General features: G+C 71.2%; 20 protein-coding genes. 10 read left to right on the forward strand and 10 right to left on the reverse strand.

What is annotated here, in order from left to right; translation table 11 throughout:
• Positions 1-33: 33 nt before the first annotated feature.
• Complete coding sequence (locus ACZ6SF_RS17940; RefSeq protein WP_466063257.1) at positions 34-1,467, forward strand: acyl-CoA carboxylase subunit beta; 1,434 nt, start codon at positions 34-36, stop codon at positions 1,465-1,467.
• Positions 1,468-1,734: 267 nt separating this feature from the next.
• The gene (locus ACZ6SF_RS17945) at positions 1,735-3,510 is read left to right on the forward strand and encodes an Eco57I restriction-modification methylase domain-containing protein (protein ID WP_466063258.1); all 1,776 of its coding nucleotides are present in this window, start codon (positions 1,735-1,737) and stop codon (positions 3,508-3,510) included.
• Here the strand turns inward: ACZ6SF_RS17945 and ACZ6SF_RS17950 are convergent, their stop codons facing one another.
• The 4 genes from ACZ6SF_RS17950 to sigJ form a co-directional block, all read right to left on the reverse strand.
• Complete coding sequence (locus ACZ6SF_RS17950) at positions 3,511-4,134, reverse strand: TetR/AcrR family transcriptional regulator (RefSeq protein ID WP_466063612.1); 624 nt, start codon at positions 4,132-4,134, stop codon at positions 3,511-3,513.
• A 65-nt stretch (positions 4,135-4,199) separates the two neighbouring features.
• Positions 4,200-4,385, reverse strand: coding sequence for a hypothetical protein (locus ACZ6SF_RS17955; protein WP_466063259.1), 186 nt, complete (start codon positions 4,383-4,385; stop codon positions 4,200-4,202).
• Between the two features lie 178 nt (positions 4,386-4,563).
• Positions 4,564-5,079 carry a gamma carbonic anhydrase family protein gene (locus ACZ6SF_RS17960; protein ID WP_466063260.1) on the reverse strand — a complete coding sequence of 172 codons (516 nt, stop codon included), beginning with the start codon at positions 5,077-5,079 and terminating at the stop codon, positions 4,564-4,566.
• A 28-nt stretch (positions 5,080-5,107) separates the two neighbouring features.
• Positions 5,108-6,049 (reverse strand): RNA polymerase sigma factor SigJ, encoded by a 942-nt coding sequence (gene sigJ, locus ACZ6SF_RS17965; RefSeq protein WP_466063262.1) that lies wholly within the window; start codon positions 6,047-6,049, stop codon positions 5,108-5,110.
• A 200-nt stretch (positions 6,050-6,249) separates the two neighbouring features.
• Here sigJ and ACZ6SF_RS17970 point away from each other — a divergent pair, with 200 nt between their 5' ends.
• The 3 genes from ACZ6SF_RS17970 (at position 6,250) to ACZ6SF_RS17980 (ending at position 9,409) form a co-directional block, all read left to right on the forward strand.
• Positions 6,250-7,191, forward strand: a complete 942-nt coding sequence (locus ACZ6SF_RS17970; protein WP_466063263.1) for a cobalamin biosynthesis protein — start codon at positions 6,250-6,252, stop codon at positions 7,189-7,191.
• 93 nt (positions 7,192-7,284) lie between these two features.
• Positions 7,285-8,835, forward strand: coding sequence for an MFS transporter (locus tag ACZ6SF_RS17975; protein WP_466063265.1), 1,551 nt, complete (start codon positions 7,285-7,287; stop codon positions 8,833-8,835).
• Positions 8,825-9,409 carry a TetR/AcrR family transcriptional regulator gene (locus ACZ6SF_RS17980; protein ID WP_466063266.1) on the forward strand — a complete coding sequence of 195 codons (585 nt, stop codon included), beginning with the start codon at positions 8,825-8,827 and terminating at the stop codon, positions 9,407-9,409. Before ACZ6SF_RS17975 ends, ACZ6SF_RS17980 begins: the two co-directional genes overlap by 11 nt.
• A gap of 11 nt (positions 9,410-9,420) precedes the next feature.
• Here ACZ6SF_RS17980 and ACZ6SF_RS17985 read toward each other — a convergent pair whose 3' ends face one another.
• Both ACZ6SF_RS17985 and ACZ6SF_RS17990 read right to left on the reverse strand, forming a co-directional pair.
• A complete protein-coding gene (locus tag ACZ6SF_RS17985; RefSeq protein ID WP_466063267.1) occupies positions 9,421-10,281 on the reverse strand; it encodes an SURF1 family cytochrome oxidase biogenesis protein in 861 nt (286 codons plus the stop codon).
• Positions 10,281-10,787: a low molecular weight protein-tyrosine-phosphatase gene (locus tag ACZ6SF_RS17990; RefSeq protein ID WP_466063268.1), complete on the reverse strand. Its 507-nt coding sequence runs from the start codon at positions 10,785-10,787 to the stop codon at positions 10,281-10,283. The genes ACZ6SF_RS17985 and ACZ6SF_RS17990 overlap by 1 nt, the downstream gene beginning before the upstream one ends.
• Before the next feature lie 43 nt (positions 10,788-10,830).
• On the opposite strand from ACZ6SF_RS17990, the gene cobC reads away from it, so the two are divergent.
• The 4 genes from cobC (at position 10,831) to ACZ6SF_RS18010 (ending at position 15,203) form a co-directional block, all read left to right on the forward strand.
• Positions 10,831-11,892: an Rv2231c family pyridoxal phosphate-dependent protein CobC gene (gene cobC, locus ACZ6SF_RS17995; protein ID WP_466063269.1), complete on the forward strand. Its 1,062-nt coding sequence runs from the start codon at positions 10,831-10,833 to the stop codon at positions 11,890-11,892.
• 101 nt (positions 11,893-11,993) lie between these two features.
• Positions 11,994-13,139, forward strand: a complete 1,146-nt coding sequence (locus tag ACZ6SF_RS18000) for a Nif3-like dinuclear metal center hexameric protein (protein WP_466063270.1) — start codon at positions 11,994-11,996, stop codon at positions 13,137-13,139.
• A gap of 126 nt (positions 13,140-13,265) precedes the next feature.
• Positions 13,266-14,003 (forward strand): zinc ribbon domain-containing protein, encoded by a 738-nt coding sequence (locus tag ACZ6SF_RS18005; protein WP_466063272.1) that lies wholly within the window; start codon positions 13,266-13,268, stop codon positions 14,001-14,003.
• A 48-nt stretch (positions 14,004-14,051) separates the two neighbouring features.
• Entirely contained in the window at positions 14,052-15,203 is a 1,152-nt protein-coding gene (locus tag ACZ6SF_RS18010) for a bifunctional RNase H/acid phosphatase (RefSeq protein ID WP_466063273.1), read from the forward strand.
• A 469-nt stretch (positions 15,204-15,672) separates the two neighbouring features.
• On the opposite strand, the gene ACZ6SF_RS18015 is transcribed toward ACZ6SF_RS18010, so the two are convergent.
• Positions 15,673-16,245 carry a YceI family protein gene (locus tag ACZ6SF_RS18015; protein ID WP_466063274.1) on the reverse strand — a complete coding sequence of 191 codons (573 nt, stop codon included), beginning with the start codon at positions 16,243-16,245 and terminating at the stop codon, positions 15,673-15,675.
• 94 nt (positions 16,246-16,339) lie between these two features.
• On the opposite strand from ACZ6SF_RS18015, the gene ACZ6SF_RS18020 reads away from it, so the two are divergent.
• Positions 16,340-16,801 (forward strand): MarR family winged helix-turn-helix transcriptional regulator, encoded by a 462-nt coding sequence (locus ACZ6SF_RS18020; protein ID WP_466063275.1) that lies wholly within the window; start codon positions 16,340-16,342, stop codon positions 16,799-16,801.
• 56 nt (positions 16,802-16,857) lie between these two features.
• On the opposite strand, the gene ACZ6SF_RS18025 is transcribed toward ACZ6SF_RS18020, so the two are convergent.
• Genes ACZ6SF_RS18025 through modA form a run of 3 tightly spaced genes read right to left on the reverse strand, consistent with a single transcriptional unit; the run spans position 16,858 to position 19,525 of the window.
• A complete protein-coding gene (locus tag ACZ6SF_RS18025; RefSeq protein WP_466063276.1) occupies positions 16,858-17,907 on the reverse strand; it encodes an ABC transporter ATP-binding protein in 1,050 nt (349 codons plus the stop codon).
• Positions 17,904-18,740, reverse strand: coding sequence for a molybdate ABC transporter permease subunit (modB, locus tag ACZ6SF_RS18030; RefSeq protein WP_466063613.1), 837 nt, complete (start codon positions 18,738-18,740; stop codon positions 17,904-17,906). Before modB ends, ACZ6SF_RS18025 begins: the two co-directional genes overlap by 4 nt.
• A 2-nt stretch (positions 18,741-18,742) precedes the next feature.
• Positions 18,743-19,525 carry a molybdate ABC transporter substrate-binding protein gene (gene modA / locus ACZ6SF_RS18035; protein WP_466063277.1) on the reverse strand — a complete coding sequence of 261 codons (783 nt, stop codon included), beginning with the start codon at positions 19,523-19,525 and terminating at the stop codon, positions 18,743-18,745.

Raw genomic sequence — 19,525 nt, forward strand, 5'->3', positions numbered from 1 at the left:
GTTTCGGCCACGCACATTCGAGGAGAACCCGCGATGACGATCATGGCTCCGGCCCGCCATCAGGAGACGGCCACAGACCCACGCGATCCGCTCGGCCGGCTACAGCGTTTCTTCGACCCGGGCACCGTGCTGCCCCTGCATCCGCGTGACAAGTCCGGGGTGCTCGCCGCGATCGGCGAGGTCGACGGCGTCCGGACCGTCGCCTACTGCTCCGATGCCACCGTGATGGGCGGGGCCATGGGTGTCGAGGGCTGCCGCCATATCGTCGACGCCATCGACACCGCGATCGAATCCGGCGCGCCGGTGGTCGGGCTCTGGCATTCCGGCGGCGCCCGCCTCGCCGAAGGCGTCGAGGCCCTGCACGCCGTGGGCCTGGTCTTCGAGGCCATGGTCCGTGCCTCCGGGCAGGTCCCCCAGATCTCCGTCGTACTCGGTTTCGCCGCCGGCGGCGCCGCCTACGGCCCCGCGCTCACCGATATCGTGATCATGGCGCCCGAGGGCCGTGTTTTCGTCACCGGCCCCGATGTGGTGCGCAGCGTCACCGGCGAGCAGGTCGATATGGCCACCCTCGGCGGCCCGGAGACCCACGGTAAGAAATCCGGCGTCACCCATATCGTCGCCGACGACGAGGCCGACGCCATGCACCGTGCCCGCCGTCTGGTCTCGATGTTCGCCGAACAGGGCGAATTCGATCCGCTGGCCGCCGAACACGGCAATGTCGATCTGCAGGCCATGCTGCCCGCCTCGCCGAAACGCGCCTACGACGTCAAACCGCTGGTCCACGAACTGCTCGACAATGTCGACGGCGAATCCAGCTTCGAAGAACTACAGGCCGGATACGCCCGCTCCATGGTCACCGGCCTGGGCCGGCTGGCCGGGCGCACGGTCGGCATCCTCGCCAACAACCCGCTGCGCCTCGGCGGCTGCCTCGACTCCAAGAGCGCGGAGAAGGCGGCCCGTTTCGTGCGGCTGTGCGACGCCTTCGGCATTCCGCTGGTCGTGATCACCGATGTTCCCGGCTACCTGCCCGGAGTCGGCCAGGAATGGGACGGCGTGGTGCGCCGCGGCGCGAAACTGCTGCACGCGTTCGCCGAGGCCCGGGTTCCGCGGGTCACCCTGGTGACCCGCAAGATCTACGGTGGCGCCTATATCGCCATGAACGCCCGCTCGCTGGGCGCTACCGCGGTCTATGCCTGGCCGGGCTCGGAGGTCGCGGTGATGGGCGCCAAGGCCGCGGTCGGCATCCTGCACAAGAAGGCGCTCGCCGCCGCCCCGGAAGACGAACGCGAAGCGCTGCACGAACGGCTCACCGCCGAACACGAGGCCATCGCGGGTGGGGTGGAGCGGGCACTGTCGATCGGGGTGGTGGACGAGGTCATCGACCCGGCGAAAACCCGCAGCGTGATCGCCGCGGCCTTGGCCGCCGCCCCCTGCCACCCGAGCCACCACAAGAACATACCTGTGTAATTGGAGCGGCTCCGCCGCTCGAGGGTGCTGTGACTTTGGAGCGGCTCCGCCGCTCGAGGTTCGGCCCTCTTTTGCGTCTGCTGTCGGCCCTCGAGACTCGCGGCTGCGCCGCATGCGCTTCGAGGGCCGACAGCAGACGCGGGCCGAACCCTTGTCCGTGGGGCCTGCTGGGCTGTTCGGTGCCGTGGAAGGGTGGTGTGGTCTCGGGGGCGCGCCAATAAAGGGCAAAAGGATCCGGTGTGGGTGGCCGGCGACGAGAATGCGCGCATGGGACGCGATGCAGCGGGGGCTCGCGAGCGTAAACGGCACGGTCGGCATTACACCCCCGCCGACCTGGCGGAATTTCTGGCGGAACGGGTGGTGACGCGGGTTTCGCCGGGGCGACCGGCGATCCGGGTGCTGGATCCGGCGTGCGGGGCGGGCGAGTTGCTGTTCGCGCTGCGGAAGGCGCTGGCCGCGCGGTTCCCCGGGGTGCCGGTCGAGCTGGTGGGGTACGACCTGGATCCGGAGGGGCTGGCGGCGGCGCGGCGGCGGGCGGACGGCGACGGGGTCCTCGCGCAGTGGCGGCGGGCCGATTTCCTCGCCGAATGCGCGCGATTGCCGGCCGCATCGTTCGATGCGGTGATCGCGAATCCGCCGTATGTGCGGACCCAGCAGCTGGGCGGGCCGGCGGCGGAGGCTTTGCGGGGGCAGTTCGGGTTGCGGGGGCGGATCGATCTCACCCACCCGTTCGTGGCGGCGTTGCCGCGGCTGCTGGTGCCCGGGGGTGTGCTCGGGTTGCTGTGCGCGAACCGGTTCCTGACCACGAAGGCGGGTGCGAATCTCCGGGCCGTGCTGCTGGCGGATCTGTCGCCGGTGGAGTTGTACGACCTCGGCGATACGAAACTGTTCGAGGCGGCGGTGCTGCCGGCGGTGACCATCGCGGTGCGCGGCGGGGCGCGTGGTGCGTGCCGGTATGTCTCGGTCTATCAGGACGAGCCGGGGACGGGCGCGGGTGAGCTCTCGGACGGCGCCGCGAAGTCGCCCGCGGAGCGGCCTGGACCGCCGCCGGTACCGCCGACCCCTGTGTCGGCGGCCGGAAACGTGGTGGCGCGGAGACCGGGCCGGGTCCCGGACGACGGTGACCTCTTCGCGGCGCTGTGTGGCGAAGCCGATGCCACGGTGCGGCGGCAGGGCCGCAGGTTCGCGGTGACGGTGGGGGAGCTGGCGACCGCGGCGGGGGCGGACGCGGCGGTGGTGGGGTGGCGGATGTCCCGGGTGGGGCACGAGGACTGGCTGCGCGCCGTATCGGACCGTATGTGGCGGACGTTCGGGGACCTCGGGCGTATCCGGGTGGGGATCAAGACCAATGCCGACCGGGTTTTCATCGCGGCGCAGTGGGGTGATCCCGCGGAGGAGCCGGAGCTGCTGCGTGATCTGATCACCCATCACGATCTGCGGCCGTGGCGGATCGAGCGGGCGCGGGAGACCCGGGTGCTCTACCCGTACGAACCGGGCCGGACCCGCCGGGTGCCGGTGGATCTGTCGCGCTATCCGCGGACGGCGGCCTATCTGGAACAGCACCGGGAGCTCTTGACGGCGCGGGGTTACCTCACCGGTGCGGGCCGGCAGTGGTTCGAGCACTGGGTGCCGCAGCGGCCGCATCTGTGGCAGGTGCCCAAGGTGGTGTTCCCGGATATCAGCGACCGGCCGCGGTTCGCGCTGGATCGTTCGGGCGCGGTGGTCAACGGGGACTGCTATTGGATCTCGCTGGCCGATCTGGGTGGCGGCAGCGGTGCCGAGGATCTGGCGTGCCTGATGATGGGGGTGGCCAATTCCGCACTGGGACTGCGGTTCTACGACGCGGTCTGCGGTAACCGGCTGTACTCGGGCCGCCGCCGCTGGATAACCCAGTACGTTTCGCGGCTGCCGCTGCCGGATCCCGCGACACCCGCCGCCGCGGCGGTAGTGCGGCGGGTGCGGGTACTGGCCGAGGATCCCGCCGCCGATCCGCCGGGGGAGACCGAACTCGACGATCTGGTGAACCGGGCCTTCGCGCTGTGATCAGCCGGTGGTGTGCCCCGACACCATCGGCAACAGGGTGCGGCGGGCGAACTCGCGGCCCGCGGCCTCGTCCTCGATGGGGATGAGGCCGTCGGGGGTGAGCGCCAGCGACTGCGCCAGCCGGGCCATGATCTCGGCGACCAGGTCGGGATCGAAATCGACGCCGGCCTCGCTGTCGTGGAGTTCGCGCAGTTTGGCGGCGAGATAGGTGCGGCCGAGGGCCAGGATGGGGGCGGCCTCGGTGGTGAGGCGGGGCAGGATCAGATCGGGTTCGGTGCGCAGCAGGCGCAGCAGCAGCGGGTTACCGGCGATCGCCGAGATGAAGGCGACGAAGATCTCGACCAGCTGGTCCTCGGAGCCGGCCACGCCGCTCACCCGGTTGTCGATTTTGGCGACGAACCGTTGCGCCTCGCGGATGGTCACCGCTTCCACCAGGTCGTTCTTCGATTCGAAGCGCCGGTACAGGGTGGCGGGGCTGATCCCGGCCCGCCGGGCGATCTCGCCCATACTGGTGCGTTTGATCCCGAAGTCCAGGAACGCCGATAACGCGCTGTCGAGGATCTTGCCGCTGTCGGCGGCGGGCTCGGACAGGATGCGCTGCAGAATCGGCGGTACGGGTGGCATGGTCATCACACCCTATCGGACCGGGTTCGCGGCGTATGACCTGCGCATTGGTTTCGTGCCGGGTATCACTCCGCCGGCAGATCGAGTTCGGCCATCTCGTGCTCGATCGCGTTGGCCGCGAAATCCACTCCTCGGGAACGCAGTTCGTGGACCCGGCGCCGTAACGCCTCGATTCCCCCCGGCTGTGCGGCGATATCGGCCACACTGATCCGCCCGGTCGGCCGGCGCGTTTCGGAACGCTCGCACGCCACCCGTCATACCTCCTGCCGGCACTCGGTGCCCACACGCTCGGGCTCGCCCGAAACACCGATTCCTTGCAGGACAGCGGGTTTCGAGCTCGCCCGCTCCCCGGATACGTCGATTCCATGCTATCAGCCGCCTACTGGACGCTTGTCCAGTAACGAGTCCGGGAGAAGTCGGCGGCGGCCGCTACAACTCCTCGGCGTTCCGGTGCTCGGACGTGTGATGCAGGTAGACCATGGCGTTGAGCTCGACGCCGCGCTGCTGCTCCTCGGTCAGTTCCCGGCGCACCTTGCCCGGCACACCGGCCACCAGCGAACCCGGCGGGATCTGCGCGCCCTCCGGGACGAGCGCGTTGGCGGCGACGAGACTGCCGCGGCCGATCACCGCGCCGTTGAGGATCGTCGCGCCCATACCGATCAGGCAGTCGTCCTCGACCGTGCAGCCGTGCAGGATCGCGTTGTGACCGACCGATACTCCGGCGCCGACGGTGGCCGGGAATCCCGGATCGGCGTGCAGTACGCAGCCGTCCTGGATATTCGAGCGTTCGCCGACCGTGATCTGGTCGCTGTCGCCGCGCAGCACCGCGTTGTACCAGATGCTGACCTGCGCCTCGAGCTTCACCCGGCCGATCACGGTGGCGGTGGGGGCGATCCACGCGCTCTCGTGGATATCCGGCTGATGTCCGCTGACTTCGATCCTCATACTGTGAACCTAACCCGCCCGGTTCCGGTCATTCGCCGGCCGGGTCGCGCAGGAGCCACTCCGGACCGGCGCCGGCCGGCAGGTCACGCATCTTGTCGGGGTTGCGGATGGCGTGGATGGCGGTGATCCGGCCCGCGTCGACGGTGAAGGAGAAGATGCCGTAGTTGCGCCCGTCGAAGATGAGCAGTCCGGGCATACCGTTGACCTCGATCGTGCGGCCCCAGCCGGCCGACGCCGCGGGGGCGTTGTGCCAGCCGACCAGCACCTCGGCGATCCGCTCGGCGCCGAAGATCGGCTGGCGGACGGCCGAGACCTTGCCCCCGCCGTCGGCGGTGAAGGTGACCCGGTCGTCGAGGACACCGAGTAACGCGTCCATATCGCCCGACCGCCAGGCCAGCGCGAACGCCGAGACCACCCGTTCGTGCTCGTCCGGGGACGCCGGGAAGCGGGGTGTACCGCTCTCGACCCGTTTGCGGGCCCGGGAGGCGAGCTGGCGCACGGCGGCCGGAGTGCGGCCGACCACTTCGGCGACCTCCGGGCCCGTCATCCCGAACACGTCCTGGAGCACGAACGCGGTGCGCTCGGCCGGGGACAGCGATTCCAGGACCACCAGCAGCGCCATGGTCACGCGTTCGTCCTGCGAGATCCGGTCCGCCGGATCCTCCCAGGCGCCGACCGCGGGTTCGGGCAGCCATTCTCCGACGTACTCCTCGCGCCGGACCCGTGCCGATCCCAGCTGATCCAGTGCCAGCCGGCCGGTGACGGTGGTGAGCCAGGCCTGCAGATTGTCGATGGGCGCCGCGCCCGATTCCTGCTGCCGCTGCAACCGCAGCCAGGCCTCCTGCACGACATCGTCGGCATCGCTGAGACTGCCCAGGGTGCTGTAGGCGAGCCGCCGCAGATACGGGCGCTGTTCCTCGAAGAGCCGGGCCAGTTCGTCGGGGTCGGCGGGGGTGTTCCGGTCGGTCACTGCGTTCCCCGTTCGGTCGGTGCCCGGCGCGTCGGGCGGAGGGTGGTGTCGTCGAGTAGACGAACACGGCCTGCGATGTGTGACAGCCCTGCCGCGTCGGCGAATATTCCGGTCGGGCGGGTGTGCGCGAGCGGGCTCGAAGTCCGGTCGGGTGGCAGGCGGCCGCGTGCCGGTCGGCGACGGCTGGATACTCTCGCCTGGTGCGTAGCGGGGTTTCGACGGCGGCCGGGTTGCTCATCGGGTTCGCGCTGGACCGGGCGTTCGGCGATCCGCTGCGGTGGCATCCGGTGGCCGGGTTCGGAATGCTCGCGTCGCGGCTGGAGTCGGTGACCTATGCCGACCGGCGCCGGGCCGGTGTCGTGCACGAGCTGGTCCTGGTCGGCGGGGTGGTGGGCATGGGCGCCGTGCTGCACCGGGGCGGGACGGCGGCGGTGGCCGCCGCGACCTGGACGGCACTGGGCGGCCGGAGCCTGGCGAAGACCGGGGCGGAGATGGCCGGGTATCTGGAAGCGGGCGATCTGGTGGGCGCCCGGACCCTGCTGCCCTCGCTGTGTGGCCGCGACCCGGAATCGCTCGACGCCGACGGCCTGGCCCGCGCGGCCCTGGAGTCGATCGCCGAGAACACCTCCGACGCCGCGGTCGCGCCACTGGTGTGGGGCGCGGTGGCCGGTGTGCCCGGGCTGCTCGGGTACCGGGCCGTCAACACCCTCGACGCGATGATCGGCTACCGGAATCCGCGCTACGGCCGCTTCGGGTGGGCGGCGGCGCGGGTCGACGATATGGCGAATCTGCTCCCGGCACGCCTCACCGGAGTGCTCACCGCGCTGGTGGCGCCGCTCGTCGGCGGGCGCCCGGCCGAGGTGCTGCGGACCTGGCGCCGCGACGCCGCCCGGCATCCCAGCCCGAACGCGGGAGTGGTGGAAGCCGCCGCGGCCGGGGCGCTCGGGGTGCGGCTGGGTGGGCGGACCGCGTACCGGCACGGGGTCGAGCACCGGCCCGAACTGGGGGCCGGGCCCGCGCCGGGGGTCGCCGATCTGCGCCGGGCGGTGCGGTTGTCGGAGCTGGTGCAGTACGCCGCGGTCGCGACGGCGGTGGTGGTACCGCTGGCCGGGGTGGTGCGCCGAAGGGGTCGGGGAAGGTAACCGCCGCGGGGCGTTCTCGCCGGTGTCCGCGTGCTCTATTAATTGAACGATGGTACAACTAGTACGATAGTTCAATTAGATCGAGGAGGCGGGATGGGCGCGAGACAGTCGGCCGGATGGCGTGAATGGGGCGGACTCGCGCTCTTGGCGTTGCCGACGGTGCTGCTGGGGCTGGATGTGACGGCCCTCTACCTGGTGGCGCCGGGTCTGACCGCGGATCTGGACCCGACCGCGACCGAGACGCTGTGGATCATGGACGCCTACGGCTTCTTCATCGCCGGACTCCTGATCACGATGGGAACGCTGGGCGACCGGGTCGGACGGCGCCGGCTGCTGGTGATCGGAACGGCGGCGTTCGCCGCGGCCTCGGTCGCGGTGGCCTTCGCGCCCACGGCGCTGTGGCTGATCGTGGCACGCGCGCTTCTGGGCGTGGCCGGAGCGACCCTGATGCCTTCGACCCTTTCGCTGATCAGCACCATGTTCACCGACGCCCGGCAGCGGGCGCTGGCCATCGGGGTCTGGGCGACGATGTTCGCTCTGGGGATGGCCGCGGGCCCGATCGTGGGCGGGGTCCTGAGTGCCGCCTTCTGGTGGGGCGCGGTGTTTCTCCTCGCGGTTCCGGTCGCCTTGCTGGTGGCGGCCGGGGCGCCGGTGCTGCTCCCGGAGCACCGGACGCGGGCCGGTAGGCCCGATCTGCTCAGCGTGGGGCTGTCGCTGGCGGCGATGCTGCCGATCGTCTACGCGATCAAACATGCCGCCACCCACGGTGTGGACCCGCAGGCCGTGGGCGCTGTCCTCGTCGGTGGCGCCGCGGCTGTCGCGTTCGTCCGCCGTCAGCTGGGTCTCGCGGAGCCGCTGCTCGATATGAAGTTGTTCTCCGGCCGGGCCTTCTCGGCGGCCCTGTCGGTGTTGTTGATCGGTCTGATCGGGTTCGGCGGCGTGATGTTCCTGGTCACCCAGTATCTGCAACTGGTCGCGGGCCTCTCGCCGATACGGGCGGGGCTGTGGATGGGCCCGCCCGCGCTGGCCATGCTCGTCGGGGCCATCGGGGCGCCGCTGGTGGCGGGCCGCGTCTCGCCGGGGGTGGTGATGGCGGTCTCCTCGGCGCTGTCGCTGGTCGGATACCTGCTGCTGGCACTGGCCGGGACCGATAGCACTCATACCGTGGTCGCCGGATTCGCCGTGGTCTACCTCGGGCTCGGGGTGATCGCCGCGCTGGGCACCGATATCGTGGTGGGCGCGGCGCCGCCGGAGAGGTCCGGATCGGCGGCCGCGCTGTCGGAGACCGTTCAGGAACTCGGTATCGCGGTCGGCGTCGCACTCCTCGGAAGTCTCACCACCGCGATCTATCGGAGCGGTATCGAGCTTCCCGCCGGGTTGCCGGCGCCGGAGACCGAAACCTACAGCGACAGTCTCGCCGGGGCCGCGTCCCTGGCCGCCCGGATCCCGCCCGACGCTCTCGACCATGCGCGCGCGGTGTTCACCGGCGGGCTCAACGCCGCTTCTCTCCTCGCCGGTACCGCCGTCGCGGTGGCCGCCCTGACCTGTTTCGTGATGCTGCGACACCTCCGGCCCCTCGGCGCCGCCGATCGTGAGCCGGAGCCGGTAGCCTCGACATCCGGGAGAGCGAGGGATGACGGATAACACTGTGGCGGCCGAGCCGGACGCCGGCGACGGCCGCCTGCTGCGCGGCCGGCGCCGGCGAGCCCAGATCATCGAGGCGACGCTGGAGATCGTCCGCCGCGACGGCGCGACCGGCGTCACCCACCGCACCGTGGCCAAGGAGGCCGGGATCGCCACCAGCCTCACTCTCTACTATTTCGCCACCCTGGACGATCTGCTGGTGGCCGCCCTGACCAGCGTCACCGACGCCTACACACAGCGCATTCGGCAACTCATCGATACCGAGGCGGACCCGCTCGGCGGCCTGGCCGAGCTGATCGCCGAATCGGCCGGGCCCGGACGCGAACGCGCTCTCGCCGAGCGGGAACTGTCGACCCTCGCGGCCCGCCGGCCGGCGCTGCGCCCGGCCGCCCGGCGCTGGCGCGAGAACGTGGCCGAACTCGCCCGGACCCGGACCGACGACCCCGACGCGGTCGAGGCCCTGGTCGCGCTGTCCGACGGCCTGTGCACCGCGCTCCTGCTCGACGATCGCGAGGCCGACCCCGGCCATATCCGGGCAGTTCTCGGCACGGCGCTGGACCGGCGGAGCCGGTAGCGGCGAAGGGGTCAGGGGCGGGTGCGGCCGTAGCGGTCGGCGAGGCGGGCCTCGGTGGTGGCCGGTGCGGGCTCCGGATCGGGCCCGGCCGGTGCGGGCCCGGCCGGTGCCGGTGCCTTCTTCTTGCGGCGTTCCCGGATCTCGGCCCAGACGAAATAACCGAGACCGAGCGGCGCCATGATGCCGAACGCGAGCCACTGCAGGCCGTAGGAGAGATAGGGCCCGGCATCGAGTTGCGGGAGCGGGACCGGCGTGAATGCGCCCGGCTGGTCCTCCGACAACTGCAGGTAGGCGCCGCGCTCACCGACCGGGATCGGATTCAGCGGCAGGTCCAGCACCGTGGATTCCTGCGGTACATCGATGGAGTACACGTGCGGGATGCCGTTCTGCGCCGCCGGACTGCGCTGCGGGTCGACGTTCTCCGAGACCCGGACCCGTCCCTCCACCCGCTGCACCCCGGCCGGCGGTTCCTCGATCGGCGGCGGCTGGGAACCGTCGACGGCCGCCACCAGACCACGGTCGACGAGCAGCGTGCGGCCGTCGGTGAGGGTGAAGGCGGCCAGCACCCCGTAGGCGGGGGCGCCGTCGAGATGACGCAACCGCACCAGCGCGGTGGAGCCCGGGACGTAGCTGCCCTCGGCGAACACCTTGCGCCATTCGGTGGCCGAACCGGAGTCGGCGTCCAGCAGATCGGTGACGGCCACCGGGTCGGCGTCCACCGAATCGGCGATCAGGTCGTTGCGTTCGGAGGTGGATTCGTTCTTACCGAGCTGCCAGGGGGCCAGCACGGTGAAGCACAGGTAGGCGAACGCGACCACCAGTGCGGCGAGGATCAGCCAGCCGGGCCGCAGCAGGAAGGTGAGGCGGCGCATCAGGCGGGCTCGCCGGTGCCGGCGGCGCGGGCCGCGAGGGTGGTGTGGATCCAGTCGAGCAGGCCGGGGATCGCGGCCTCGATCTGAGCGCGGACCAGCTCGAACTCGGCGGTATCGCCGTAGTACGGATCCGGTACGTCGGTGTCGTCGGCGCCGGGATCGAAACTGCGCAGCAGGCGCCGCCGGTCCAGCGGGACACCCAGCGCGGCCAGGCGGCGGTCGTGTTCGGCGGTCATCGGGACCACCAGGTCGGCGCCCGCGTGCTCGGCGCCGAACGCGGCGGCGGCGTGACCGGTGGGGTAGCCGTGGCGGCGCAGCAGCGCGGTGGTGCGCCGGTCGGCCTCGGATCCGGTATGCCAGTCGTGGGTGCCCGCGCTGCTCACCCGGACCCGGGTGTCGAGCCCGGTCCGGGACAGATGTCCGGCCAGGATCTTCTCCGCCATCGGCGACCGGCAGATATTGCCGGTACACACGAACGATATGTGCAGCTCACCCACGACTGCCATTCTGGCGGGTCGGGCGTATCGGGCGCCACGTAGGGTGCGTCTCATGTCCGCCGACCACGTCGATCTCGCGGGTCTCCGTCACCACGGTGATGTGGAGGCCGTGGCGGGTCTGCTCGATTTCGCGGTGAATGTGCAGGGGAGCGCGCCCCCGGCCTGGCTGCGGGAGCGGCTGGCCGGCGCGCTGGACACCCTGGGCCGCTACCCCTCGCGCGACGACGACCGGGCCGCGCGGGAAGCGGTCGCCCGGCGGCACGGTATCGAGGCCGACCAGGTGCTCACCCTGGCCGGCGGTGCGGAGGGGTTCGCGCTGCTGCCGCGTCTCGCGCCCCGGCTGGCCGCCGTGGTGCATCCGTCCTTCACCGAACCCGAACTGGCTCTGCGCGAGGCGGACGTCGCGGTGACCCGGGTGGTGCTGGAACCGCCCTACACGCTGGACCCGGCGCTGGTCCCGGCGGAGGCGGATCTGGTGGTGGTCGGCAATCCCACCAACCCGACCTCGGTCCTGCACCCCGCCGCGGCCCTGCGCGCGCTGTGCCGGCCGGGCCGGATCGTGGTGGTGGACGAGGCCTTCATGGACGCTGTGCCCAGCGAACCGGAATCGCTGGCCGCGGCGGCCGGTGACGGACTGCTGGTATTGCGCAGTCTCACCAAGACCTGGGCGCTGGCGGGGCTGCGCTGCGGCTATCTGCTGGGGGCGCCGGAGGTGCTGCGGCGGCTGGAACGGGGCCGTGCGCACTGGCCGCTGGGCACCCTGCAACTGGCCGCGGTCGCCGCGACCGCCGACCCTGTAGCCGTGGCCGAGGCCCGGGACCGGGCGGTGCGGATCGGGCACGAGCGCCGGTCGATGGCCGGGCGGCTGACCGCGCTGGGGTTCGAGGTCGCCGGACCGGCGGCCGGGCCGTTTCTGCTGCTGCGCGTCCGGGACGGGGAGATCCTGCGCAAGCACCTGCGCGAGCGGGGGATCGCGGTCCGGCGCTGCGATACCTTCCCGGGCCTGGGCCCCGATCATCTGCGGGTGGCGGTCCGGTCGGCCGCCGAGGTGGACCGGCTGGTGGCGGTATTGCGCGAGACCGGTGCGCGGCACCGGATCACGGACGGGACATGATTGTCGCCGACGCCCACCGACGGAAGTCGCTGACGCCCACCGACGGAAGTCGCTGACGCCCACCGACGGAAGTCGCTGACGCCCTCCGACCGAAGTCGCCGATGCCCTCTGACGAAAGGTGTGCCGTGGCGAAACTGGCCGATCTCATCGAGACGCTGGACACCGCCTATCCGCCGGGACTGGCCGAGCCGTGGGATTCGGTGGGCCTGGTGTGCGGGGATCCGGGCGACGAGGTCCGGCGGGTGCTGTTCACCGTCGATGTCACCGAGGCCGTGGTCGAGGAGGCCGTGAACTGGGGCGCGCAGGCGCTGGTGGCCCACCATCCGCTCCTGCTGCGCGGGGTGGACAGCGTCGCCGCCGACCGGCCCAAGGGCGCGCTGGTCCACCGGCTCATCCGCGCGGGCTGCGCGTTGTTCACCGCGCACACCAACGCCGATTCGGCCGACCCCGGCGTCTCCGACGCGCTCGCCGAAACGCTCGGGCTCACCGTCACCGGGCCGCTGGACCCGAAACCGGCCGCCGCCGTGGACAAGTGGACCGTGCAGGTCCCACGGGACCGGTCCGACGAGGTGCTGGCCGCGCTGTTCGCCGCCGGGGCCGGCGGTGCGGGCGATTATCGCGAAGCCGCCTGGCGCGTCACCGGAACCGGGCAGTTCCGGCCGCTGGCCGGAGCGGACCCGGCGATCGGTTCGGTGGGTGAACTGACCCGGGTGAGCGAGGACCGGATCGAGGTCGTCGCCGATCCGCGCCATCGCGCGCGGATCCTGGCCGCGCTGCGGGCGGCGCACCCGTACGAGGAACCGGCCTATCACGTCACCGAGCGCGCGCCGCTGTCCGGCGCGCTCGGGCTGGGACGGGTCGGCACCCTCGCCGAACCGCTGACCCTGCGGGAATTCACCGCCCGCGCCACCGCGGTCCTTCCGGAAACGGCCTGGGGGGTGCGGGCCGCCGGCGACCCCGGCCGTGTCCTGCGCACCGTGGCGGTCTGCGGCGGGGCGGGGGATTCCCTCCTGGACGCCGCCGCACGCCGCGGAGTGGACGCCTACCTCACCGCCGACCTGCGTCATCATCCCGCCGACGAGTATCTGCGCCGCACCGGCCCGGCGCTGATCGATGCCGCGCACTGGGCCACCGAGTTCCCGTGGTGCGCGCAGGCGGCCGGGGTGCTCGGCGCGGGTTTTCCCGATCTGGAGACCCGGGTGTCGACCATCCGCACCGACCCGTGGACCGTCGGCTGCGCCCACTGACCGAGCACCCGTCGGCCACCCGACCTGCCTGTCGCGCGAATCGGAACGCCAGGGGGCGGACCGGTGCGGCGGCCGGAGTACGGTGGACCCTCTATCCGTCCACAGCGTGCAGGGAGTTCGTTCGCGTTGAATGTCGAACCATCGATTCAGGCCCGACTGCTGCGTCTCGCCGAGGTCGACACCGAGTTGACCAGGATCGCCCATCGGCGTCGCGTGCTACCCGAACAGCAGGAGGTCGACCGGGTCGAGACGGAACGCAACGCGCAGAAGGACGCGGCGGTGGCCGTGGAGATCGTGCTCGACGACCTGGACCGCGATATCCGCAAACTCGAGGGTGAGGTCGAGGCGGTCCGCAAACGCGAGGAACGCGACCGCGGCGTACTGGAGGCCGGATCGGTCGGCGCGAAGCAGCTCTCCGAACTCCAGCACGAACTGGGCAGCCTGGAACGCCGGCGTTCGGTGCTCGAGGACGAACTGCTGGAGGTGATGGAGCGCCGCGAGGCCTCCGCCGCCGATCACGAGCATGCGGGCGCCCGCCTGGACCACGCCGAATCCGAGCTCGCCACCGCGCGGGAAAGCCGTGACCGGGCGGTGGGCGATCTCGACGTGGCTCAGCAGCGCTGCGAAGGCGACCGCGCGAACCTCGTCGGTGATTTCCCGGCCGACCTGCTCGCCGTCTACGACCGGCAGCGTGCCGACCACGGCACCGGCGCGGCGCTGCTGCAGGCCCGCCGGTGCGGGGCCTGCCGGATCGAACTCGACCGCGGCGAGATAGCCCGGATCGCGAAAACCGCGCCCGATGTGGTGGTCCGGTGCCCGGAATGCGGCGCGGTCCTGGTGCGGACCAAAGAATCCGGGCTCTGAGCGGCCGACGGTAGCGGGTAGCGGACGAGCGCGGATCGGGAGGCCGGGATGAGTGTGCGGGAAGTGGTCGTCGAGGCCGACGGTGGCTCGCGGGGCAATCCGGGAACGGCGGGCTACGGCGCGGTGGTCTTCGACGCCGACCGGGTCGGGGTGCTGGCCGAACGCAAAGAGGCGCTGGGGATCGCGACCAACAATGTCGCCGAATACCGCGGCTTGATCGCCGGACTGGAGGCGGCCGCGGAACTCGGCGCGCGGGTGGTTGCGGTGCGGATGGATTCCAAACTCGTGGTCGAGCAGATGTCGGGCCGCTGGAAGATCAAGCACGCCGCGCTGATCCCGCTCGCCGACCGGGCCCGCCGTCTGGCCTCCGGATTCGAGCGGGTCACCTATCGCTGGATACCGCGCGCCGAGAATTCGCACGCCGACCGGCTCGCCAACGAGGCGATGGACGACGCGGGACTGGTGGCGGAGATCCGCTTCGCCGAGCAGCCCGCGACCGCCGCCGACCGCCCGGCCTCGGCCGACGCCCGCAGCGCGGCCGCCCGCCTGTCGGGCGCCGCGACCGCACCGGGCTGGACCGGCGCCACCGGCCGGCCGACCCGGTTCCTGCTGTTGCGGCACGGCCAGACCGAATTGTCGATCCAGCGCCGCTATTCCGGTCGCGGTAACCCGCCGCTCACCGCGGTGGGCCGCGAGCAGGCGGCCCGCGCGGCGAAAATGCTGGCGGCGAAGGGCGATATCGCCGCGGTGGTGAGTTCCCCGCTGGGCCGGGCGCGCGAAACCGCCGAGGCCGTGGCCGCCGCGCTGGGTCTCGAGGTCCGGGTGGTGGAGGGTCTCACCGAGACCGATTTCGGTGCCTGGGAGGGACTGACCTTCACCGAGGCCGCCGAACGCGATCCGGAACTGCACGCCCGGTGGCTGGGCGATCCGTCGCTGCCCGCGCCGGGCGGGGAGAGTTTCGACGAGGTCCGGGAACGGATCGAGGCGGTACGTGGCGATCTGGTGGCGCGCTACCCGGGGGCGAATATCGTCGTGGTCAGTCACGTCACGCCGATCAAGACACTGCTGCAGCTCGCCCTCGGGGTCGGGCCGTCGCTGCTCTACCGCCTGCATCTGGACCTGGCGTCGCTCTCGCTGGCCGAGTTCTATCCCGACGGCGGGGCGTCGGTACGACTGGTCAACGATACGAGCTACCTCTGACAGGCCGGACGTTCGAGTAGTTGTTCGGAACCCGCGGCAGGAATTGGCCATCCCCCGGTTCTGTATCGACTGTGGCGCCGCGATGACCCCGCTGTGGACGATCGACTCGTGCGAATGGGACGGCGCCACAGTCGAGAGCTGGGCCCCGTACGAGGATCAAGCCCTCGGTGATGCCCGCGTGGCGAACCCTGCCAACGTTGTGGTTTCCAGAGGTTACGGACTCCAGCTCTACGTCTGCCCGAAGGTTCCGTCCCATGCACACACCGACCTGTTCCAGTGAGCCGCTACCGCCACATCGAGCACGGATAGTAAGTCCACGCAGCGTCGCAAGGCGATCAGCCACCGGTGCCCAGCCACTCGGGTGGGCGCGAGAACCGACCCCTACCAGCGAACTGCACTATATCCGCCCGATTTTCGGCGATAACTTACGGCTACCCCGTCCCGCCGGCGCGGCCCGCCCCGCGAGTTGTCAGCCCTGCTGCTCGGTATCCTGTTTGATCGCCGAGACCTCGAACTCGAGGACGACCTTTTCCGAGACCAGCACACCGCCGGTCTCCAGCGTGGCGTTCCAGGTGATTCCCCAGTCCTTGCGGTTGATTGCCGTGGATCCCTCGAAACCGACGCGGACGTTGCCGAACGGATCGTTGGCCTGGCCCTCGAAGGTGAACGGGACCGTGACCGGACGGGTGACTCCCTTGATGGTGAGGTCGCCGGTGACGTCGAAGGTATCGGGGCCGGTGGGGGTGATAGCTGTGCTGCGGAAGGTGATCTCCGGGTATTCGTCCAGGCCCATGAAATCGAGTCCGCGCAGATGCTCGTCGCGCGGGGCGTTGCGGGTGTCGATGCTGGCGACCTGGATGGTCACCTCACCGGAGGAGGCGGCCGGGTTCTCCGCGTCGAAGTAGGCGCTGCCGGTGAACTCGTTGAACGATCCGCGGACCCTGGTCACCATCGCGTGCCGGGTGACGAAGCCCACGCGGGTGTGGGTGGGGTCGAGTACGTAGGTGCCGCTGAGTTCTTTCACGTTCGTCGCGGTCGTCATCTGGTGCCTCCGGTTCGGTAAGAAGTAGTTGATGTGTCATACATATGGTGCTGCGTAATTGGTGATGTGTCAACTACTGCGTTAAGCTGGGCTTATGACCGAGACGCGATGGCTGGATGAGCAGGAGAGCCGAGCCTGGCGGGGCTACCTGGCGATGCACACCCAACTCGTCGCCCGCCTGCACCGGCAGCTGCAGCGCGACTCCGGGCTGTCCCTGGCCGATTTCGAGGTGCTGGTCCGGCTCACCGACGAGGCGGAGCCGCGGATGCGCATCGGGGAACTCGGGCAGATCCTGCAATGGGAGAAGAGCCGGCTGTCCCATCATCTGGGCCGCATGCAGAAGCGCGGACTGGTGCGTCGCGAGGATTGTCCCGACGACGCCCGCGGCGCCTTCATCGTGCTCACCGGCCAGGGGCGCGCGGCGATCGAACAGGCGGCACCCGGCCATGTGGCCACGGTGCGCGAACTGGTTTTCGACCCGCTCTCCGACGAACAGGTGGAGACGTTCGCCGCTATCGTCGGGCGCGTCCTCGAGCGGCTGGACGCACCCGAATAGACGCCTTTCCCGGCCGCACAGTGATGCGTGGTGTGCCGAATCGACCTGCCGGGAGGTCAGGCCGGATAGGTCTGGATCTCGGTGGCCTTCACTGCCGCCCACAGCGCCGACCCCGGCCCGATACGGAGATCGGCGACGGTGGCCGGGGTGATATCGGCCAGTGCCGGAATGTCGCCGTCCAGCCGGACCCGCACCGTATGCGCGTGCTGTTCCAGACCGGCCACGGTCACCGGCCAGGTATTGCGCGGGCTGCCCGCGGGGCGGTCGGGGTGCAGGCCCACCGCGGCCGGTGCGAAGGTGAGATGCACTGGCCCGGTGGCCGGTTCGGCGACGGTGAGCACGCCGCCGCCGCGCAACCGCACCCGGGTCCCGTCGGCCGTACCGCGGAACAGGTTGAGTCCCACCAGTTCCGCCACATAGTCCGAACGGGGCCGCCGGGCGATCTCGCCGGGCGGCCCCTGCTGGACGATACCGCCGTCCTCCACGATGACGAGCCGGTCGGCCAGCACCATCGCGTCCAGCGGATCATGGGTGACCAGCAGCGTATGCCCCGGGAAATCGCCGAGATGACGGGCCAGTTCGGATCGCACCCGGACTCGGGTGGCCGCGTCCAGCGCCGCCAGCGGTTCGTCCAGCAGCAACAGTTGCGGTTCGACGGCCAGCGCCCGCGCCAGCGCGACCCGCTGCGCCTGCCCGCCCGAGAGCGCGCGGGGGCGGCTGTGCGCGAATTCGGTGAGCCCCACCCGGTCCAGCCAGTGCGCGGCCCGTTCGCGGGCCGCGGCCCGGCGCATTCCGCGGGCCCGGGGGCCGAAGGCCACATTGTCGAGGGCGTCGAGATGGGCGAATAGCAGATAGTCCTGGAACACCACACCGCACGACCGGTGTTCGGCGGGCACGAACGCGCCCGGGGGTTCGTCCCAGACCTGCTCGTCGAGCCGGATCACGCCGCCGGTGAGCGGTGTCAGCCCGGCCAGCGCCCGCAGCGCGGTGGTCTTACCCGCGCCGTTGGGGCCGAGCAGCGCGACCACCTCACCCGGGGCGAGGGTGAGGTCCAGGTCGAGGGTGAAATCGCCGCGGCCGACCCGCACTGCGGCCGAGAGTGTCACAGCGCCCCCCGGATCCAGCGTTCCCGCAGCGCGACCAGCACCAGCACGGAGACCGCCAGCAGCACCAGACTCAGCACGATCGCGGCCGCCGGATCGGTTTCCAGCGCCAGGTACACGGCCAGCGGCATGGTGGTGGTGCGGCCCGGGAAATTACCGGCGAAGGTGATGGTGGCCCCGAACTCACCCAGGGCCCGCGCCCAGCACAGGACGGTTCCGGCGACCACCCCCGGCAGAATCGACGGCAGCGTCACCCGGCGGAAGGTCAGCCAGCGCGACGCACCCAGCGTGGCGGCCGCCTCCTCGTAGCGGGGGTCGGCGCCGCGCAGCGCGCCCTCCACCGAGATCACCAGGAAGGGCATGGCCACGAACGCTTCCGCCACCACCACCCCCGCGGTGGTGAACGGCAGCGCGACGCCGAACCAGTCGTACAGATACTGGCCGACCAGCCCGCGCCGGCCGAGGACCAGCAGCAGCGCCACCCCGCCGACCACGGGCGGGAGCACCAGCGGCACCGTGACCAGCGCGCGCACCAGGCCGCGTCCGGGCAGTTCGCCGCGGGCCAGCAGCCAGGCGAGCGGGATCCCGAGCACCAGGCACACCACGGTGGCCAGGCTCGCGCAGATCAGCGACAGCCGCAGCGCCTGGCCGACCTCGGCGCTGAACAGCCGCGACGGCAGATCCCGCCACGGCGCCCGCACCAGCAGCCCGGCCAGCGGTACGAGCAGGAACAGCAGCCCCAGCAGCGCGGGCACCAGCAGGATCAGCGGCCGGCGTCCGCGCACCGCCCGGCGCCGGCGCAGCGCCGTGGTACGCCGCCGCACCGCCGCCGCGATGCTCACGGCGTATCGAAACCGGCCGTGGTGAAGACCGTGCGGGCCTGCGGGGAGCCGATGAACTGGACGAACGCGGCCGCGGCCGCGGGGTTGGGCGCCGCGGCCACGGGCGCGATCGGATAGTCGTTGATCGCCTTGCCGGCCTCGGGGAACTCGATTCCCATCACGGTGTCCTCGGCGGACCGCACATCGGTGCGGTACACCAGCGCCGCGTCGACCTCACCGAGCCGTACCTTCGTGAGCACGGCCTTCACATCCTGCTCGCGGGTATCGGGCTGCGGAGTGATACCCGCCGCGTCGAACACCTTCTGTGCCGCGGCCCCGCACGGAACCTGCTCGGCGCACAGCGCGATCCGCGGTTCGGGTTTCCCGAAATCGGCCAGTCCGCTGATACTGCCGGGATTGCCCGTGGGCACCGCGATCTCGAGCCGGTTGCGGACGAACGTGACCGGTGCGGCGGTGATATCGCCGGAATCCACCACCTGCTGCATATTGCGCGGCGCGGCCGAGGCGAAGACATCGGCGGGGGCGCCCTGGGTGATCTGTTCGGCCAGGGTGGAACTGCCGCCGAAGTTGAACACCACGTCGACCCCGGGGTTGTCGGCTTCGAACTGTTCGCCCAGGGTGGTGAAGGTTTCGGTGAGCGAGGCGGCCGCGAACACGTGCACCGTGCCCCGGATCCCGGTGGCATCCTCGTCGGCGGTATCGCCGGACGAACACCCGGTCAGCGCCACCAGCGCGACGGCGGCGGGAGCCATCCAGCGCAGCAATCGTGCAGTACTCAT

This window comes from Nocardia sp. NPDC049935, from assembly GCF_055586645.1.

Bases quoted from the DNA above. Each gene is read 5' to 3' on its own strand.
- ACZ6SF_RS17940 (WP_466063257.1), top strand. From the start codon at position 34: ATGACGATCATGGCTCCGGCCCGCCATCAGGAGACGGCCACAGACCCA.
- ACZ6SF_RS17945 (WP_466063258.1), top strand. From the start codon at position 1,735: ATGGGACGCGATGCAGCGGGGGCTCGCGAGCGTAAACGGCACGGTCGG.
- ACZ6SF_RS17950 (WP_466063612.1), bottom strand. From the start codon at position 4,134: ATGCCACCCGTACCGCCGATTCTGCAGCGCATCCTGTCCGAGCCCGCC.
- ACZ6SF_RS17960 (WP_466063260.1), bottom strand. From the start codon at position 5,079: ATGAGGATCGAAGTCAGCGGACATCAGCCGGATATCCACGAGAGCGCG.
- ACZ6SF_RS17975 (WP_466063265.1), top strand. From the start codon at position 7,285: ATGGGCGCGAGACAGTCGGCCGGATGGCGTGAATGGGGCGGACTCGCG.
- ACZ6SF_RS17980 (WP_466063266.1), top strand. From the start codon at position 8,825: ATGACGGATAACACTGTGGCGGCCGAGCCGGACGCCGGCGACGGCCGC.
- ACZ6SF_RS17985 (WP_466063267.1), bottom strand. From the start codon at position 10,281: ATGCGCCGCCTCACCTTCCTGCTGCGGCCCGGCTGGCTGATCCTCGCC.
- ACZ6SF_RS17990 (WP_466063268.1), bottom strand. From the start codon at position 10,787: ATGGCAGTCGTGGGTGAGCTGCACATATCGTTCGTGTGTACCGGCAAT.
- cobC (WP_466063269.1), top strand. From the start codon at position 10,831: ATGTCCGCCGACCACGTCGATCTCGCGGGTCTCCGTCACCACGGTGAT.
- ACZ6SF_RS18000 (WP_466063270.1), top strand. From the start codon at position 11,994: ATGCCCTCTGACGAAAGGTGTGCCGTGGCGAAACTGGCCGATCTCATC.
- ACZ6SF_RS18010 (WP_466063273.1), top strand. From the start codon at position 14,052: ATGAGTGTGCGGGAAGTGGTCGTCGAGGCCGACGGTGGCTCGCGGGGC.
- ACZ6SF_RS18015 (WP_466063274.1), bottom strand. From the start codon at position 16,245: ATGACGACCGCGACGAACGTGAAAGAACTCAGCGGCACCTACGTACTC.
- ACZ6SF_RS18020 (WP_466063275.1), top strand. From the start codon at position 16,340: ATGACCGAGACGCGATGGCTGGATGAGCAGGAGAGCCGAGCCTGGCGG.
- modA (WP_466063277.1), bottom strand. From the start codon at position 19,525: ATGAGTACTGCACGATTGCTGCGCTGGATGGCTCCCGCCGCCGTCGCG.